General features: G+C 73.0%; 19 protein-coding genes. 7 read left to right on the top strand and 12 right to left on the bottom strand.

Annotated elements, in window-relative coordinates; genetic code table 11:
- Positions 1–5: 5 nt before the first annotated feature.
- Positions 6–1,244: an FUSC family protein gene (locus OG927_RS32075; protein WP_056788688.1), complete on the bottom strand. Its 1,239-nt coding sequence runs from the start codon at positions 1,242–1,244 to the stop codon at positions 6–8.
- A gap of 128 nt (positions 1,245–1,372) precedes the next feature.
- Between OG927_RS32075 and OG927_RS32070 the strand changes: the two genes are divergently transcribed.
- Positions 1,373–1,591 carry a hypothetical protein gene (locus OG927_RS32070; protein ID WP_056788685.1) on the top strand — a complete coding sequence of 73 codons (219 nt, stop codon included), beginning with the start codon at positions 1,373–1,375 and terminating at the stop codon, positions 1,589–1,591.
- Entirely contained in the window at positions 1,588–2,229 is a 642-nt protein-coding gene (locus tag OG927_RS32065; RefSeq protein ID WP_124280191.1) for an endonuclease, read from the top strand. The genes OG927_RS32070 and OG927_RS32065 overlap by 4 nt, the downstream gene beginning before the upstream one ends.
- 11 nt (positions 2,230–2,240) lie before the next feature.
- Here the strand turns inward: OG927_RS32065 and OG927_RS32060 are convergent, their stop codons facing one another.
- The 7 genes from OG927_RS32060 to OG927_RS32030 all read right to left on the bottom strand — a co-directional run bounded on the left by OG927_RS32060 (position 2,241) and on the right by OG927_RS32030 (position 8,554).
- Positions 2,241–2,990 carry a hypothetical protein gene (locus OG927_RS32060; RefSeq protein WP_330321222.1) on the bottom strand — a complete coding sequence of 250 codons (750 nt, stop codon included), beginning with the start codon at positions 2,988–2,990 and terminating at the stop codon, positions 2,241–2,243.
- Between the two features lie 159 nt (positions 2,991–3,149).
- On the bottom strand, positions 3,150–3,344 hold the full coding sequence (locus OG927_RS32055; RefSeq protein WP_056788678.1) for a hypothetical protein: 195 nt from the start codon (positions 3,342–3,344) through the stop codon (positions 3,150–3,152).
- 129 nt (positions 3,345–3,473) lie between these two features.
- Positions 3,474–4,346: a phosphatidylinositol-specific phospholipase C/glycerophosphodiester phosphodiesterase family protein gene (locus OG927_RS32050; protein ID WP_330321221.1), complete on the bottom strand. Its 873-nt coding sequence runs from the start codon at positions 4,344–4,346 to the stop codon at positions 3,474–3,476.
- Between the two features lie 227 nt (positions 4,347–4,573).
- Entirely contained in the window at positions 4,574–5,695 is a 1,122-nt protein-coding gene (locus OG927_RS32045) for an acyl-CoA dehydrogenase family protein (RefSeq protein WP_124280193.1), read from the bottom strand.
- Complete coding sequence (locus OG927_RS32040; RefSeq protein ID WP_209471628.1) at positions 5,692–6,885, bottom strand: acyl-CoA dehydrogenase family protein; 1,194 nt, start codon at positions 6,883–6,885, stop codon at positions 5,692–5,694. Before OG927_RS32040 ends, OG927_RS32045 begins: the two co-directional genes overlap by 4 nt.
- On the bottom strand, positions 6,882–7,850 hold the full coding sequence (locus OG927_RS32035; protein ID WP_330321220.1) for an NADPH:quinone oxidoreductase family protein: 969 nt from the start codon (positions 7,848–7,850) through the stop codon (positions 6,882–6,884). Before OG927_RS32035 ends, OG927_RS32040 begins: the two co-directional genes overlap by 4 nt.
- Positions 7,851–7,954: 104 nt before the next feature.
- A complete protein-coding gene (locus OG927_RS32030) occupies positions 7,955–8,554 on the bottom strand; it encodes a helix-turn-helix domain-containing protein (protein WP_056788656.1) in 600 nt (199 codons plus the stop codon).
- A 318-nt stretch (positions 8,555–8,872) separates the two neighbouring features.
- On the opposite strand from OG927_RS32030, the gene OG927_RS32025 reads away from it, so the two are divergent.
- Positions 8,873–9,985 (top strand): FAD-dependent oxidoreductase, encoded by a 1,113-nt coding sequence (locus OG927_RS32025; protein WP_124280197.1) that lies wholly within the window; start codon positions 8,873–8,875, stop codon positions 9,983–9,985.
- A 92-nt stretch (positions 9,986–10,077) separates the two neighbouring features.
- On the opposite strand, the gene OG927_RS32020 is transcribed toward OG927_RS32025, so the two are convergent.
- Positions 10,078–11,130, bottom strand: a complete 1,053-nt coding sequence (locus OG927_RS32020) for a GlxA family transcriptional regulator (protein WP_330321219.1) — start codon at positions 11,128–11,130, stop codon at positions 10,078–10,080.
- Positions 11,131–11,351: 221 nt separating this feature from the next.
- On the opposite strand from OG927_RS32020, the gene OG927_RS32015 reads away from it, so the two are divergent.
- Genes OG927_RS32015 through OG927_RS32005 form a run of 3 tightly spaced genes read left to right on the top strand, consistent with a single transcriptional unit; the run spans position 11,352 to position 12,789 of the window.
- On the top strand, positions 11,352–11,993 hold the full coding sequence (locus tag OG927_RS32015) for a DJ-1/PfpI family protein (RefSeq protein ID WP_330321218.1): 642 nt from the start codon (positions 11,352–11,354) through the stop codon (positions 11,991–11,993).
- A gap of 52 nt (positions 11,994–12,045) precedes the next feature.
- Positions 12,046–12,501 carry a hypothetical protein gene (locus OG927_RS32010; RefSeq protein ID WP_330321217.1) on the top strand — a complete coding sequence of 152 codons (456 nt, stop codon included), beginning with the start codon at positions 12,046–12,048 and terminating at the stop codon, positions 12,499–12,501.
- Positions 12,502–12,504: 3 nt separating this feature from the next.
- The gene (locus OG927_RS32005; protein WP_124280201.1) at positions 12,505–12,789 is read left to right on the top strand and encodes a DUF3817 domain-containing protein; all 285 of its coding nucleotides are present in this window, start codon (positions 12,505–12,507) and stop codon (positions 12,787–12,789) included.
- Positions 12,790–13,031: 242 nt separating this feature from the next.
- On the opposite strand, the gene OG927_RS32000 is transcribed toward OG927_RS32005, so the two are convergent.
- Both OG927_RS32000 and OG927_RS31995 read right to left on the bottom strand, forming a co-directional pair.
- Positions 13,032–13,628, bottom strand: a complete 597-nt coding sequence (locus OG927_RS32000) for a hypothetical protein (RefSeq protein ID WP_330321216.1) — start codon at positions 13,626–13,628, stop codon at positions 13,032–13,034.
- A gap of 455 nt (positions 13,629–14,083) precedes the next feature.
- Entirely contained in the window at positions 14,084–14,815 is a 732-nt protein-coding gene (locus OG927_RS31995) for a PIG-L deacetylase family protein (protein WP_330321215.1), read from the bottom strand.
- A 194-nt stretch (positions 14,816–15,009) separates the two neighbouring features.
- On the opposite strand from OG927_RS31995, the gene OG927_RS31990 reads away from it, so the two are divergent.
- Positions 15,010–15,582, top strand: coding sequence for a rhodanese-like domain-containing protein (locus tag OG927_RS31990; protein ID WP_056788636.1), 573 nt, complete (start codon positions 15,010–15,012; stop codon positions 15,580–15,582).
- Between the two features lie 22 nt (positions 15,583–15,604).
- Here OG927_RS31990 and OG927_RS31985 read toward each other — a convergent pair whose 3' ends face one another.
- Entirely contained in the window at positions 15,605–16,906 is a 1,302-nt protein-coding gene (locus tag OG927_RS31985) for an alpha/beta fold hydrolase (RefSeq protein ID WP_124280203.1), read from the bottom strand.
- Between the last annotated feature and the right edge of the window lie 384 nt (positions 16,907–17,290).

The following is a 17,290-nucleotide window of genomic DNA, read 5'->3' as shown; positions in this document are numbered from 1 at the left end:
CCCTCTCAGGTCTCCGCGCGCGGCCTGCTCTGCGTGGCACCCCTCAGCCGACGGGCCACCGCCCGGAGACGGGGGTGTCGTTCGTGCATCTCCGCCGAGCGGCGGTCGAGCTCCTCGCCGAGACGTTCCGTGCGCTTGTCGATGTCGAGTTCGTCGAGGATGCGGTCGATCTCGGCGAGCAGGGCACCGTGCAACTGCCACTGCCGGGGGTGCTCCTGGACGTCCTCCAGGAGTAGGTCCGCCACCCGGTCACGTGTCGTGCGACTGCGGCTGAGCGCCTCGGCGAGACGTTCCTCGGCCTCCTCCCCGCTGGCCGCGATCGGGGTCGTGATCATCACCGCGAAACCCTCGATCGCGTCCGACATGTGTCCGAACAGCTCCCTCAGGCATGCGGCCACGTCCTCCGGGAACAGTGCCTCCTCCGTGCGCGCCTTCGCGAGGTCGGTCAGGGTCCGCGTCAGTACGCGCAGCACCACGGCGCAGATCTCCAGCGTGTCGAGACCGGTGCGCAGGACCACGCGGTACAGGAGCCCCTGGCGGACCCGGGGATTGAGCATCAGGCTCTCCTCGGCCTGCCGCAAGGAGGCGTCCACCTCCACGATGTCGTGGTCCAGCCGACGGGCCTCGTGCAGGCGTGCGGCTGCCTCCGCCACGGGATGGTTGCCGCCGATCTCCTCGCCGAGGACCCGGAACATGCTGCCCATCCGCTGCCCCATGCCGCTGATGGAGGCACCGGCCGTCTCGACCCAGACGGGCGGCGCGAACAGGAGGTTGAACAGGAGCCCCACCCCTGCACCGATGAGCGTCTCGAACACCCGCTCCCAGGCGGTGTCGGCGACCTGGGCGACACCGAGCACGAGCATCGCGCTGATGGCCACCTCCGGCACGAACTCGTTCACCCTGACGAAGCGCCCGATCAGCAGCGAGGTGAAGATCGTCAGGCCGAGGCTCCACCAGCTCAGCCCCACCAGGGAACTGAAACCACTGGCGATCAGCACGCCGACGACAACCGAATTCACCCGTCGGATCCCCGTGGTGAGCGTGGCGTAGAGCGTCACCTGCACCACGAGCAGAGCCGTGAGAGGGGCGGTCAGGGGCGCGGGATGGGGCTCGGGCAGCGCCCACTGGGCCACGGCGAAGGCGATGACGGCCGCAGCGGTGGAGCGCAGCAGCTGCGCCGCGGCAGGCTCGGTGGTGCGCTGCACGAGCTTGATGACGGGCGCGGGCGCAGATACTCCAGGCATTCCTTGACCGTGCCCCGCTTCCGGGCATCGCAGCGCTTCGGAGTCCAGGCAGGCTCCGTACGGACGCATTCGGGCACCCCTCACGCCTCTGCGGTGCGATCCGGGCGGTGCGGAGGGATGGTGGATGTATGGCTATCTCACACACTCCCCCCGGTTCCCTGTCGCCCGCGCGCCCCCTCACGCCGCCGGGCGAGACGCCCCCGTGCGAGGGGTGCATCAGCGAGGCACACGTCGAGCGTGCGGACGGCGGCATCTGGGAGCACCCCGTCTTCTGGGCCTCGCTCGTGATGTTCGGCTCGCTGGTCGTCGCCGGCTACTTCATCGCCCGCATATTCGGCTTCACATGAGTGACCGGACCACGCTGGACACGTTGCTGGACCTGCACGGCACCACGTACGCGGAGGAGGCGGGCATCCGGCTGCGTGACACCCCTCAGCCGCTGTACCAGCTCCTCGTGCTGAGCCACCTGCTGAGCGCCCGCATCCGGGCCTCCGTCGCCGTGGCAGCGGCACGTGCGCTGTACGCGCACGGGATGCGCACCCCGCGCCGGATGGCCGACGCGACGTGGCAGCAGCGTGTCGACGCACTGGGCGAAGGCGGCTACCGGCGGTACGACGAGCGCACGGCGACCCAGCTGGGGGACGGTGCCGTCCTTCTGCTGGACGAGCACGGCGGAGATCTGCGGCGGCTGCGCCGGGAGGCCGACGGCGACGACGGCGCCTTGCGCCGCGCGCTGCAGCGGTTTCCCGGGATGGGTCCCACCGGCGCCGACATCTTCGTGCGCGAGGTGCAGACGGTGTGGCCGGAGACGGCCCCCTTCCTCGACGCGAAAGCGCTGCAGGGGGCCGAGCGGCTGGGTCTGCCCACCTCGCCGGCGGGGCTGACCGGGCTGGCGGAGGGACGGGATCCCGCAGTACTCGCAGCGGCTCTGGTACGGACCGCTCTGGACAAGGACCTCACGGCTCAGGTCCGGTCCGCGGCCTGAGATGCCGGGGTTCAGCGAGGCGGGCGCGGCTTGCCCGGCTTGGTGGAGCGGCCCTCCACGATCGCCCGGCGGATCCACGCGGCGCTGGCCCTCGCGTGTGCCGTGGTCGCCGTGTGGTCGGCCACCGCGGTGACGAAGCGGTGCGTGGGGCGGAGGCACTGTCCACAGGGCGTGTCGGTCGTGATCAGGTAGCCGTCCTCGCACAGGGAGTCCGCGCACCGGCCCGGGCTCAGCAGCGCTTCCGCGATCTCCTGCGGGGCCCAGCGGCGCCGGCCGTCCTCGTCCTTCTCGTGCAGGGCATGGGCCCAGCGGCTGTTCCACCGTCGCTCCAGGCGCTCCAGGAGCTGGTCGGGAGTGCGGCGCACGAGCTCCTGGTGGACCAGGTCGTACACGGACCGGGGGGTGCGGTGGGCGAGGGCCTGGAGCAGCGGCTGGGGAAAGGCCTGCAGGACGTAGCCGACGGGGGTGATCGCCCCGCGTTCCTTCCACTTCCGGCACGAGCAGGGGCCCTCGGCGGGCAGCCGGTTCCCGCACCGGCCGCACTGGCCGCGGCATTCCGCGCAGAGTCCCTCGTCGAGGCCGTCCAGGTGAGGGGCGGGCGCCCTGCCGCAGTCACGGCAGCAGGCGGCGCAGGGGCCGCAGAGGCGCTCGTTGCCCAGGTGCGTCGACCACTGCCGCTGCTGGCACCGGCAGCAGAGGGCGCTGTTGCAGTGCTCGTGGTGGGCGGCGGCCGATTGCCGTCCGGGTTGCGGGAATGACATTGCTGCGTTCTCCAGGTGCGTGGCGAGGAGCGATCAGGTCCTGGCCAGGTCGACGAAGCGTGCGCGGGGCCGACGGCGACCGTACCGCCCCGTGCGGGGCCCGTGCGGCGCTTCTGCCGCGATCGTGTCGATTGTCCCGCACCCGGAGCGTGCGCGGGGTCAGGGGTGCAGGCCGCTGACCACGTTCGCGGTGGCGGTGATCCCCTCATGGATGGTGGGCGCCATGCTCGTACTGGCCAGGAGGAAGCCGAGCAGCGCGCAGACGATCGCGTGCGAGGGCTTGAGTCCGCCGTTGCGCAGGAAGATCACCGCGAGGATCAGCAGGAAGAGCACCAGTGAGATCGAAATGGCCATGGCCAACCTCCTCCGCCGCGCCGGAATGGCGGCTTTCGGCCGCCAGTGTGGCGCAGCGGGGAGGCCGTCCGACGGACTGGCGTGTCCGCCGCACGGGTGATGACGCAGGGTGACGGGCCGGCGGTGGTGTCAGGCGCGGGGGCGGCCGCGGCGGCGGAGGAATGCTGCGAGTCCTGCCAGGTCATCCGTGTTGAGGTGGTCGACACCCGCGGCAAGCAGCTCGTCCCACACGGCGTCGCGGGCGGGACCCGGCGTGTCGGGCGTGGCCCAGAAGCGGACGCGTTGCCCCGCCGCGTGGGCGGCGTCGACGTGGCCGCGCAGCCTGGTCCGTTCGGCGGCGGGGAACGGGCCGGTGCCCTGCCAGCCGAAGCCCTGGGTCCAGTTCGCGCTGATGAGCGGGATGAGGGAGGCGGGCGCCGCCGTGCCGAGGTCGTCGGGCCGGCCGTCGTAGAAGGCGTACCGAGTGGTCTGTGCCTCCATCGGGACACGGGCGGCGCGGTCTCCCGAGATGACAGGGGTGACTGCGCCGGTGCGGATCCGGCCGTGGCTGCAGCGGGTCATGATGTGCCGGTGGCTCCGGAGCAACCGGTCGAGTGCGAGGTAGGCGGCGGCGCCGTCGTTCTTGATGTCGATGAGCAGTTGCAGCGGGGCGCGGTGTCCGGCGTGGACCGAGCCGTGGTTCGCCCGGACCAGGGCGTGGAGCGGGTCCAGGTAGAGCGCGGTGAGGGTGCGGGCCGGGTCGAGGCTGCTCTCCTCGTGGGCGACGAGCAGTTCCCCGTCGACGAGGAAGACGTCGGCCTCGACGCTGGTGAACCCGTGCGCGAGCGCGTCGTGGAGGGGGCGGGGGTGCAGGTAGTCGTTGTGCGCGTGTGCGGGGGCCAGCGGGCGCGGGCGGGCCGGCCGGGCGGGGGCCGCCGCAGCCGCCTGGGCGGGAATGAACGCGCCCGCGGCTGCGGTGGCGAGGGCGGTACTGACGACTCTGCGACGGGTCAGGTGTGCCATGGGGTCTCCCTGAAGCGGTGAGGGGCAGAGCGGGCGGGGGGACGCGACGAGTATGGGGCCCCGGCCGAGACGAAAGGCAGGTACCTGCCAAGAGTTGGGGCGGACGTCGTCCGCCCGTCGGCTGCGTCGCGCCTGCCGTTGTCCGGGGCCCGCCCGGACGACGGAACCCGCCCCGGGCACACCGGGGCGGGGGCACGTGGTGCACGTGCCCCCGCTCCGGCTTCGCCCTACGGCGCGGGCAGCTCCACCAGCTCGGCAACGGCCTCGCGGTGGCGCCCCGCCGTGCCGTACGCGATCGAGTCGGCCTTGGCCCGCTTCAGGTACAGGTGCGCGGGGTGCTCCCAGGTCATGCCGATCCCGCCGTGGAGCTGGACGCACTCCTCCGCCGCGTGGACCGCGACCCCGGAGCAGTATGCCTGGGCGACCGCGACCGCGAGGGGTGCGTCGGGGCTGCCGGCCGCCAGGGCGTCCGCGGCGTTCCGGGCGGCGGCCCGCGCGGAGACGACCTCCAGCCAGAGCTGGGCCATCCGGTGCTTGAGCGACTGGAACGATCCCACCGGCCGGTTGAACTGGTGGCGTTCACGGGTGTGCCGGACGGTCTCGGTCAAGCACCACTCGGCGAGGCCGAGCTGCTCGGAGGCGAGTAGTCCCGCACCGGTCATCAGGCCCCTGGCCACGGCTGCCGCCGAGCGTTCGGCCGGCGCGAGCAGGGTGCCGGCCGCTCCTTCGAGCGTGACCGCGGCGAGGGGACGGGTCAGGTCGAGCGGGACGAGCGGCTCGACGTGGACGCCTTCGGTGGCGGTGCCGACCACGTACAGGCCTTCGGCGGTGGGCACCAGCAGCACATCGGCCGCGGCTGCCTCCGCGACGCCGGTCACGGTCCGGTCGAGGGTGCCGGTCATCGTCGACGCGGCGTCTGTGGCGGACGTGGCGAACGGCAGCGCGAGCACGGCGACCTTGCGGCCCGTGGCCAGGTCGCCGAGGAGTTCACCGACCGGGCCGTCCTGCGTGTCGAGCGCGAGGAGGATCTCGGTGGCGACGACGGCGCTGGTCAGGTACGGGGCCGGGGCGACGCTGCGGCCGAGCTCCTCCAGGACCACGGCGGCTTCGCGGTGGGTGGCGCCCTGCCCTCCGAGCTTCTCCGGCACCAGCAGACCCGCCGCCCCGATCCCGGCGGCGAGCGATTCCCACAGCCGCAGGTCGTACGGCGTGTCGGACTCGATTCCAGCGATCACCGTCGGCGCGTCGGCCCGGTCGGCGAGCAGGGAGCGCACGGCGGAGCGCAGGTCGTCCTCCGCCTCCGAGTAGAGCAGGTCGGGCGCCTGGGCGGGTTCGTTCTGCGCGTTCATCGGGCGAGATCCTTCCAGGCGACGTCCTTGTCGTTGCGCGGTTCGACGGGCAGACCGAGGACGCGCTCGGCGACGATGTTGAGCAGGACCTCGCTCGTACCGCCCTCGATGGAGTTGCCCTTGGAGCGCAGGTAGCGGTACCCGGCGTCGCGGCCGGTGAAGTCGACGAGCTCGGGCCGGCTCATCGTCCAGTCGCCGTACAGCAGGCCTTCGTCACCGAGGAGTTCGACCTCCAGGCCGCTGATCTCCTGGTTGAGGCGGGCGAAGGCGAGCTTCATGCCGGAGCCTTCGGGGCCGGGCTGTCCGGCCACGAGCTGCTGGCGCAGCCTCTCGCCCGTCAGCCTCGCGACCTCGGCCTCGACCCACAGGGTGACGAGGCGTTGATGGAGGTCGTGGGTACGCAGCTCCGGGCGTTCCCGCCAGGTCTTCGCGACGGTCCCGATCATGCCGCCCTCGCGCGGGATCCGGGCTCCGCCGATGGAGACGCGCTCGTTCATCAGGGTGGTCTGGGCGACCTTCCAGCCGTCGCCGACGGGTCCGAGCCGCCTGCTGTCGGGGATGCGCACACCAGTGAGGAAGACCTCGTTGAACTCGGCCTCGCCGGTGATCTGACGCAGCGGCCGGACCTCGACGCCGGGGTCGGTCATGTCGCAGACGAAATAGCTGATGCCCCGGTGCTTCGGGACGTCGGGGTCGGTGCGGGCGATCAGGATGGCCCAGCGCGCCACGTGGGCGCTGGAGGTCCAGACCTTCTGGCCGTCGACCACCCAGTCGCCCGTCTCCTCCCGGACGGCGCGCGTGCCGAGAGCGGCCAGGTCGGATCCGGCGCCGGGCTCACTGAAGAGCTGGCACCACACCTCCTCGCCGATCCACAGGGGGCGCAGGAAGCGCTGCTTCTGCTCGTCGGTGCCGTAGCCGAGGATGGTCGGCGCGGCCATTCCGAGACCGATGCCGATGCGGCGCGGGTCGTTGTCGGGGGCCTGCGCGGCGGCGAGTACGGCGTCGACGACGGGCTGCAGGGAACGCGGCGCGTCGAGTCCGCCGAGCCCCGGCGGGTAGTGCACCCAGGCGAGACCGGCGTCGAATCGCGCCTTGAGGAAGTCGGTGCGGCCGGTGCTGGCCGGCGGGTACGCGGTCAGGAGCTCCTGGGTGCGCCGGCGGATCTCCGTCGCGTCGATGGCGGTGCTCATCGCGTGCCTCCTGCCGGCAGGACGACGACGCGGCCGGTGCTGGTGCCGTCGGCGACCCGCTGGACGCCGCGTGCGGCGTCGGCCATCGGAAGCCGCTCGCTGACCAGGGGCTTGACGACACCCTGCGCGGCGAGCTTGGTGAGCTCGTCGTGGCAGGCACGGACGGCGGCCGGGTCCTTGGTGTTGTACAGACCCCAGTGGAGGCCGACGATCGAGTAGTTCTTCACCAGCGCGTGGTTGAGACCCGGGGCGGGGATGGTCCCGCTCGCGAAGCCGACGACCACGACGCGCCCCTCGAAGGCGATGCACTTCACGGACTTGGCGTAGGCGTCCCCGCCGACCGGGTCGTAGACGACGTCCGCTCCCCGCCCGCCGGTGGCCTCCTTCACCGCCGTGACGATGTCCTCGCTCCGTCGGTCGATGACGAGGTCGCAGCCCAGTCGACGGGCGATCGCGGCCTTCTCCGGTCCACCGACGACTCCGATGACGGTGGCACCGGCAGCCTTGCCGAGCTGGACCGCCGCGCTGCCGACCCCGCCCGCCGCCGCATGGACCAGCAGTGTCTCGCCCGCCTGCAGGTGGGCGCGGCGGTGCAGGCCGAACCATCCGGTCTGGTAGCCGATGTGCAGAGCGGCCGCCTCGGCATCGTCCAGAGCGTCGGGTACGGGCAGCAGGGCCGCCGCGTCCGCGACGACGTATTCGGCGAAACCGCCGTCGGGAAGGGCGGGGGTGGCGAGCACCCGGCGCCCGTCCTCCGTCTCACCACAGATCTCGACTCCGGGCGTGAACGGCAGCGGGGGCCTCACCTGGTACTGCCCGCGGCAGAGCAGCGCGTCGGGGAAGTTGATGTTCGCCGCGAGTACCTTCAGCAGCACCTGCCCGTCGCCGGGGGTGGGCCGGTCCGTCTCCTCGAGCTCCATCACCTCGCTCGGTTCGCCGTTCCGGTGCACTCGCCATGCCTGCATGAGGGGCCTCCACAACACTGTCGGCATTACCACTGCTCCGAGGCATACTAAGCGGTCGCTTGCCCGTCTGGGAACACTTCGGGCCGCGACGGCCGCGGCCCGTTTCAGGAGCGCTTCGGTTTGGCCCTGACGTGCATCCGCTCACCCTGCGGACCGAAGAGGCTCAGGAATTCGACCGGCCCGTCACCCGCGGGCCCGAACCAGTGCGGCAGCCGGGTGTCGAACTCGGCGGCCTCCCCCGGACCCAGGACCAGGTCGTGCTCGGCGAGCAGGAGCCGCAGTCGGCCGGAGAGGACGTACAGCCACTCGTACCCCTCATGGGTGCGCTGCTCGGGCGGATCGGCGCAGCCCGCCTCCAGGATGAACTTGTACGCCTGGAGCCCTCCCGGCCTGCCGGTGAGCGGGAGCGCGGTCCGCCCGCCCACCACGATCGGCTTCGCCCTGACCCGGGGATCACCGACGGGGGGCGCACCGACGAGATCGTCGAGCGGAACCTCATGGGCCCTCGCGATCGGCAGCAGCAGCTCCAGACTGGGACGCCGGCCGCCGGATTCCAGACGCGAGAGCGTGGACACGGAGATGCCCGTCGCCTCGGAGAGCGCGGAGAGGGTCACGCCCCGGTCCTTGCGCAGCCGACGCAGCCGGGGGCCCACTCCGGTGAGCACGGCGTCGAGTTCGGGGTCGTCCTGAGTCTGTTCCTTCATACGGCCATTCATACCGAAGTCCGGCCACGGGCATCGCGCCGGGCATACCCGGCCTTGCCACCGTCCAGGACAGGCCGGCGTGCCCGTGAGGACGAAGAGGGTCCTTCGACCCACCCCCTTGCTCGGGCGGTCAACCATTTGATCGAGAATGGCCGGTATACGACGTGGCCGGCCACCTGGAACCGCAAGGACCGGTTGGCCAGGACGGCGGAGGTGAACTGTTCGGTCTCCCTCCGACCGCTCCAGGACACCGGACGACGCGCCGGGCCTTCCCGTCACCGAGCCGGGACGACCCGGCACAGGAAAGGACACATGCTCATGGCTCTTCGGGTTCTCGTGGTCGGCGGCGGACTGATGGGAGCGGCTGCCGCCTGGCGCCTTTCGGCGCGCGGCCATCGGGTCACGGTGCTGGAACGTTTCGGCCCGGGCCATGACCGCGGCAGCTCGTCCGGCACCTCCCGCATCTTCCGGCTGGCGTACCCGGAACCCTCGTACACGCAGCTGGCGCTCCGGGCACTGCCCCTGTGGCAGCGGCTCGAGGAGGAGAGCGGGCAGTCGGTGCTGACACTCACCGGGGCCGTCGACCACGGCTCGCCCGAGACGGTGGACGTGCTGGCCCGCGTGCTGGCGGGAGCGGGCCGGTCGGTGCAGCGCCTGTCCCCCGGCGAGGTGTCCGACCGGTGGCCGGGGCTCCGGGCCGACACCACCGCGATGTACCACCCGGACGCCGGCCGATTGCACGCCGACGACGCCGTGTCCGCGCTGCTGAAGGCCGCGGCGCAGCGGGGCGCCGAGGTGCGGCACGGGGTGTGCGTGACCGGCATTCGGCACTCGGGACGTACCGGAGAGGGTGTGACCGTGGTGACGGACACCGAGGACGCTCTGACGGCGGACGCGGTCGTGGTCGCCGTGGGCGGCTGGGCGCCCGATTTCCTGCCTGCCCTGGTGACCGGCCTGCCCCCGATGCGGGTCACCCAGGAGCAGCCGGTGCACTTCCCGGCCCCGGACGCGCTGGACTGGCCTTCGTTCATCCACCACCCGGGAGCCGGTTTCGATCAACCGGGTGGTGTGTACGGGCTGGGCAGTGTGGACGGCGTCAAGGTGGGTCTGCACGGCGTCGGGAAGGTCGTGGACCCCGACCACCGTGACCGTACGCCGGACCCCGCGGCCGTCGAATGGCTCCGCGCCTACGCCGACGCATGGCTGCCCGGGGTGGCCGGCACCGAGCCGACCCCCCTCACCTGCCTCTACACCACGACGCCCGACGAGGACTTCGTCATCGACCGGCAGGGCCCGGTCACCGTGCTGGCGGGCTTCTCCGGGCACGGATTCAAGTTCGGACCGGCCATCGGTGACCTGGCGGCCGACCTGGTCGAGGGAAGGCCCGGGACGGCACGGTTCGCCCTCGGCCGGGCGACACCCGGGCACTGAGCATCCGGCCGGTTCTCCCGGGGCGGGGGCATCCCACGTCCGCACAGGCCCGTGATCGGCTGCACCGGCACCGATCCCGAAGGACGGGGACCTCACCCCGGGCGGACCGGCAGCACTCCGGTACTCCGCGGCAGGTCGGCGACTGCCGGACAGGGGTGGGCGTCCATGCCGCGTCCGGCACCCTGCCGATCGCGAACCGTGCCCGTGCCGCGGAAGGCGCGGCGGTAGGCGTGGGGGCTGACGCCCACGACTCGCTTGAACCGGTCGCGGAAAGCCGTGGGCGAGCCGAATCCGACCTGCCCGGCGATCCGGTCCACCGCGTGCGGCGTGGTCTCCAGGAGGTGCTGAGCCCGGCGGATCCGCGCCCGGTGCAGCCACTGGAGCGGAGTGGTGGCCATCTGCTCCCGGAAGCGGCGGTTCAGCGTGCGGGTGCTCACGCCGGCCCGGTCGGCGATGTCGTCGAGGGTGAGCTCGCGTCCGGCGTTGTCCTCCAGCCACCGCAGCAACGGCTCCAGAGCCGCGCCGCCCGGTTCGGGCGGCTGAGGGTGGACGATGAACTGCGCCTGGCCGCCCTCGCGTTCCAGTGGCATCACCGAGAGGCGGGCGGCATCGGCGGCCACCGCCGAGCCGTGGTCGCGCCGGATCAGGTGGAGGCACAGATCGAGCCCCGCGGCGGCCCCGGCCGACGTGAGGAACTGGCCGTTGTCGACATACAGCACGTCGGGGTCCACGTCGATCTCCGGATGCCTGGCGGCCAGCAGCCCGGCGGCGGCCCAGTGGGTCGTGGCCCTCAGCCCGTCGAGCAGGCCGGTGGCGGCCAGCACGAGGGCTCCGGCGCAGACCGAGGCGATGCGGGTGCCGTCGGCCGCGGCGCCTCGCAGGGCGTCGAGCACGTCGGGCGGGACGGGCACGGACGGATCGGCACAGCCGGGGACGATGATCGTGTCGGCGTCGGCGAGGTCGTCGAGACCGTACGGGGCGCGGAGCGTGAAGGCTCCCGCGTCGACCTCCTCGGTGGCAGCGCAGACCCGGACCCGGTAGGCGGGGCGGCCGTCGGGCAGTCGCGTGCGCGTGAAGACCTCGAGCGGCGTGGACAGGTCGAAGGCGATGACGCCGTCCAGGGCGAGTACGGCCACGATATGCATGACGGATCCTCTCCGATCTCCGGGTCCGGTCGCTGCCCGGACCCGTGGGCCCTACGCCCGGGAATGACGATAGGGGCAGGTCGGAGGGGTGGAGACGGCGGTGGCGAGAATCCGTTGAAGGGTGGCATTTTCGCCACTCCCGCCGGTCCGGACGGGCGCCTAGCGTCGGTTCCGGCCGTGCCGGACAGTGACGCGGTCCGTACCGAGGGGACTGATGCCGGATGCTCGCCCAGATCGTGTTGTTCGACGGTTTCGACCCACTGGACGTCGTCGCCCCGTACGAGGTTCTGCATGCCGGAGGTGCCGCCGCGGACGGGGCCCTGACCGTGGAACTCGTGACGGCCGAGGGGCCGCGGGAGGTGACCGCCGGGATCGCGCCCCTGTCCCTCCGGGCCGTCGGCAGGCTCGACCCCGCGCGCGCCGGTCTGGTCGTGGTCCCCGGAGCCGCCGGGCGCATGCCGCGGGGCACGGGCACCACCGATGACGGCAGCGTCCCGGCGATCCTGGCGCGCGCCTTGGACACGGGGCTGCCACCACTCCTCAAGGAGGCGGTGGACCTGCCCGACGTGTGTGTGGCGACGGTGTGCGGCGGTTCGCTGCTGCTCGCCATGGCGGGGCTGATCGGCGGCCGCAACGCGGTGACCCACCACGAGGGGATGGATGCGCTCGCGTCCACCGGGGTGCGTGCGGTGCGGGCCCGGGTGGTGGACGACGGGGACCTGGTGTCGGCCGGGGGCGTGACCTCGGGGCTCGACCTCGGACTGCATCTGCTGGAGCGGGAGCTCGGCCCGCAGCCTGCGCTCTTCGTGGAGCGGCTCTTCGCCCATGAGCGGCGCGGGGTGGTGTGGCGGGCGCCGGCATGAACACCGCAGGCAATCCCTCTCCCCGTCTCCGCCACCGGAAAGCACTCTCGCTGTGACCAAGTTCCTCCTGGCCGTCCACGTGCTGGCCGCGATCGTCGCGATCGGACCCGTGACCGTGGCGGCCAGCATGTTCCCGCCCGCCGCCCGGCGTGTAATGGACGATCCCGGTGACGACCGGGCCTCCGCCACCCTGCACACCCTGTACCGCATCTGCCGTGTCTACGCGGGCGTCGGCATCGTCGTCCCCGTCTTCGGCTTCGCCACGGCGAGCAGCCTGGGGGTCCTGGGCGACGCCTGGCTGATCGTCTCGATCGTCCTCACCGCCCTGGCGGCCGGGGTGCTGGCCGCACTGATCCTGCCCGGACAGAACGCGCTCACCGCCGGGGACGCCTCGGCCGGCCCGGAGGCGACCCGTCGACTGGGCATGTACACCGGCTTGTTCAACCTGCTCTGGGCGACGGTGACCGTACTCATGATCGTCCGCCCCGGCTCGACGACGGGCGTGTGACGAATGCGTGCGCTCCGGACCGCCGCCGGCGTCGAGTTCGCCTCCCTGCTCGTGCTCCTCGTCAACCTTGCGACGGTGCACTGGCCCGCCGTGTCCTCGCTGACCGGCCCCATCCATGGCTGCGCCTACCTCTTCGTGACCGTCCAGGTGATGCGCACGCCCGGTACGAACGGCCGGACGAAGCTGTACGCGCTCCTCCCGGGCGTGGGCGGTCTGCTCGCACTGCGGCAGTACGGGCGGTGGCAGCCGGCCGCCGCGCAGGGGCCGCGTGCGGCCGAGCGGCGGTGAAGGCGCCCGGGCCCGAAGGATCACGCGGTGCGGGCCCAGGTCCCTCGGGCGTCGAGCGGGGCCGAGCGGGTCGCGGTGGTGGACCGCCGTTCGTACGGCGGTCCACGCTTCCGGCGGCGTGTCAGAGTGCTGCGGACACCGGAGGGACGCCTTCGGTGTCCGCGTCGCGAACGCATCGTACTTCGGCCGGAATCCGCCGTGGCCACGTCACCGGCCCCGCGCCCGCCGGTCGACGGGACGATTCAGCTGTGGACCGGGCAGCCCACCGGCCTGAACGGCCTCTGCGAGGCCCGCACCGGCTCCAGGGCCGCCGTCCAGGCGTCCTCCCCGCGGCCCAGGACGACCAGGCGGTTCGTACCGGCGGCCCGGTCGCGACGGTACGAGGCCAGGGCGTTCGCGTCCGGGCCGGCCAACTCGGCCGTCACCTCCTCGACGAGACAGACCGGGCAGCCACCCACCGGCATCACGACGTCCCGCCGGACCGTGTCCCCCCAGATGCCGTCCATCAGCACGGCTCCGCCCGGGGCCACGGCCAGCGTCAGCTGCTGCCGCCCGTCGCCGCTGCGGCAGTCCGCCAGCAGCTGAGCCTTCACCTCGGCCGCGTCCGTACGCGGCATCCGCGCGTAGGACCGAGCGGAGAGGAAGAAGTCCGCCGCCGTCACCACCAGGAGCGCGACGGCCGGCCAGAGGAGCCAGCCCGGCCCCGGGCCGAGCCCCCGCCACAGACCGAGCCCGCCGACCACCAGCGCCAGCAGTAACGACCCCGGCGTCAGCCCGCGGCGCACCACCGCGCGGAGCACCAGCGCCACCAGCCCGACGGCCACCGCGATGTCCACCATGCCCATCTTTCCCCCTCGCCCCCGGCGCCCCGACGGGCCGCCCCCGGGACGTATCGTGCCAGCCGGACCGGCTGCATGTCAGGGCGCACGGCAGAGGACTTCCGGCCCCGAGTACCTGCGTGCCGGGCCTGCTTCGCCCCGCGGACAAGGCTGTTGTACTTGACCGCGAGCACGAGCACGAGCACGACCGCGAGACGGTCGGCCGTGGGGTCACGGTGGCTGGATTCCGGGGGTGGGGGTGGTGCCGACGGGGATGTGGACACCCACCACGTGCCCGGGGGCCGCCCGGGAGACCACCGACGGGACGGCCGCCACACACGCGCCGCCGACTCGCCACACCCTGGAGCCCGCCCGATTCACGGGCTCGACCGCTGATCGCGCGGCCCCCACCCCGCCGCGCAGCACCGCCCCGCTTCCCGATCGAGCCCGAACCGGACGGGAGAGCCCGGCCGCCGTCAGCGGGCGAAGACCTCGAAGGCGACCGCCGGCCGCCCGCCGAACCGCTCCGCGCTCGCGCCGGTCGCTCCCGAGAGGAAGGTGCGGCAGTATGCCTCCGGATCCTCGTCGGTAAGCACTTCGATGTACGTGCGGTGGGCCAGGAGCGACTGGACGGAACGTTCGAATCCCGCCGTCGCGTCGACGGCGTGCGTAGGCCTGTCCGTGCCCGCGACCGCCACCCAGCGCACCCCGTCCCACGGGTGCAGGCCCTGCTCGGTCAGTTCCGGGAAGATCCAGCGGTTGCCCGCGTCGCCCGCGGCGTCCAGCGCGGCCCGGCCGACCGCCCGGTGGTCGGGGGTGTTCCAGGCGACACCGCCCCAGGTGTCACGGTGATTGAGGGTGATGAGCAGTTCCGGCCGGTGCCGGCGGATGGCCGCGGCGATGTCGCGGCGCAGGGCCGTGCCGTACTCGATCACGCCGTCGCGGTGGTCGAGGAACTCCACGGCGCGTACGCCGACGGCCGCGGCACTCGCCCGCTGTTCCCGTTCCCGCAGCGGAGCGCACTCGTGCGGGGCGATGGTATCGATCCCGGCTTCGCCCCGGGTGGCCAGGAGGTAGGTGACCTCGCGTCCCCCGTCGGTCCAGCCGGCCACGGCTGCGGAGCAGCCGTACTCCAGGTCGTCGGGGTGGGCGACGACTGCCAGCGCCCGCTGCCAGTCCGAGGGCATGGGTTCCAACTGCTCTGTCATGACCGGCAGGCTATCCGGGGGACCGTCGCGGCACGGGGCATTGCGGAGGCGTACCGGGGCAGGGGAAGTCGGAGTTGCTCCGGTCGGCCCCACGCGCGAGCCGGAGCCTCGAGAAATACCCCTAGGGGTATTCTGGTGTGCGGGCGTGCGGGACACCGGTCCCTCCCCCGCTCCGGCAACGAAAGGAATCGCTCGTGATCAGCCCCGCCTCCCTCTCCCCCGCCCAGGCCGCGGCACGCCTGGAGGAATTCACCGTCATCGACGTGCGGGCTCCCGGCGAGTACGCGGCCGGGCACGTGCCCGGCGCTCTGAACGTCCCGCTGGACCGGCTCCCCGAGGCGGTGCCGGCCCTGAAGTCGGCCTCGGCCCGCGGCTCGCTGCTCGTGGTGTGCGCCTCGGGGGTCCGCTCCACCCGGGCCTGCGAGATCCTTGCCGATGCCGACATCGACGCCGCCACCCTGACCGGCGGAACCTCCGCCTGGGAGGGCGACGGACACGACCTGGACCGCCCGGAAGGCGCCGGGGCCACCTGGCCCATGGAACGCCAGGTGCGCCTCGCCGCCGGCTCGCTCGTCGTGGTGGGCCTGCTGGCCGGCAGGCGGATCCCGGCCGCGCGCTGGCTCTCCGCGGCCATCGGCGCAGGTCTCGTGTACTCCGCGGCGAGCAACACCTGCGGCATGGCGGCGGCGCTGTCGAAGCTGCCGTACAACAGCGCGCCGCGCTCGGGGGCGGACCTGGGCGCAACGCTGGAGGCCCTGCAGCGCTGACCCGCCCCCGGGCGGCCGGTTCCTACCGGTCGCTCTCCCCCCGTACGAGGCCGAGCAGGCGGTCCAGCACCTGGGGGCCGCCCGCCCGCAGCCCGTCGTGCTCGAATTCACTGGTCACCCACGTGCGCAGGCCGCGGATCGAGGCGGCGGTGCGCAGCGCGTGCCCCGTGTCCACGTACATGTCGTCGTGGTACACGGCGGCCGCCACCGGCACCTCGTTGGCGGCGAGCCGGTCGGCGTCGTACAGGACGGGCCAGTCGGTGCGGGCGGCGAGCAGTTCGGCCGTTTCGCGCAGGGGGCGCAGCGCGGGATCGACCTCGAAGTGCCAGGGGTGGATGCTCTCCCCGGTGAAGATCAGCGGCCCGTCGCCCGCCAGCGCGGCGGCGGCGTCGAACTGCGGGAACTCGGCGCGGACGCGCTCGGCGGACCAGTCGGTGGGCTGCGCGCCCCGGCCGTAGATCGCCTCGTGCATGAGGGCGTACAGCGGGTGCCCGGCGAACGAGGTGGCCGTGCGCATGGCCTCCTGGAAGGTGTCCGAGAGCTCGGCCCCGTGCGCGCCCTCCACGAAGGCGTTCTCCAGGAGGTAGTGCAGTTGGTGGCTGCCGTTGCTGCCGCCCAGCACGATGCCGAGGGACTGGAACCCCTCGGGCGTCAGCAGGTGCCCGCCGCTCTCCGGGCGGTGCTCGGCGAGGTAACCGGCGACGGCGCGGGCACGGGCGACGTCCTGCGGGTAACGGGCGTAGTGCGCGGCGACCTTGCGTTCGATGCGCGGATAGGCCGCCCGGTAGACGTCGTCGGCGTGCGCGTCCAGGGAAGGCAGCCCCCCTGTGATCAGGACGGCTTCCAGCCCTTCGGGCGCGGACGACAGGTACTGGACCGCGCAGAAGCCGCCGAAGGACTGCCCCAGGACCGTCCAGGGCGCCCCGCCGGTCAGCTGCGGGCGGATCACTTCGCAGTCCCGCACGATGCTGTCGGACCGGAAGTGGGCCAGGTAGTCGGCCTGCTCCCGCGGGCCTCCGCGCACCGGCAGGGTCTGCCGGTTGGCCGGGGTGGAGAGGCCGGTGCCCCGCTGGTCCAGGAGCAGCACGCGGAACTCCCGCACCGCACGCCCCAGCCATGCCTCCGTGCCGATGAAACGGCGGGCGCCGAAGCCCGGGCCGCCCTCCAGATAGACCAGCCACGGCAGGTCCTGGCCGACGTTCGCACTCGCCACGGCTTCCCGGCCGAAGATCTCGATCTTCTCGCCGTCCGGGGCATCGTGGTCGAGGGGAACCGTGAACCGGTGGTCGGTGAAGACGAGGCCGGGGTGGCGATAGCTGTTCAAAGGAGCTCCTGTATCCGGTGTTCCCGGACAGTCCAGCACATGCCCCCGCCCGGGACGGCCCCGGGCCGGGCACCCCTCGACGAGGCGGTCCCGCACGCGCCGCCGCCACGGGGCCCGGACGGCACGCCGGCCCGGTCGGCCGCCCCACCCGGCCCATGACCACACCGGGCACGGTCCGCATCGACCGGCACCCGACGGCCACGGGCACCGGCCCTCTCGCCCGGCACCACGCGATCCGCGGCCGGGTGGCCGCGGACGCCCTGCGGATCACCGGTGACCGTGGCACGGTGGGCGGCGGTGCCGGTCGGTCCCGCCTTTCCCTGCGCCCGGAGCCGGCGGACGCACCACGAGGCGCCACGCCGGACGGTGCCAGGGCGGCCGGCG

Origin of the sequence: Streptomyces clavifer (assembly GCF_036345975.1) — a bacterium.
GTDB lineage: Bacteria > Actinomycetota > Actinomycetes > Streptomycetales > Streptomycetaceae > Streptomyces > Streptomyces clavifer.
Note: the sequence above shows the minus strand (reverse complement) of the source record. Positions and strands in the feature narration are given on the sequence as shown.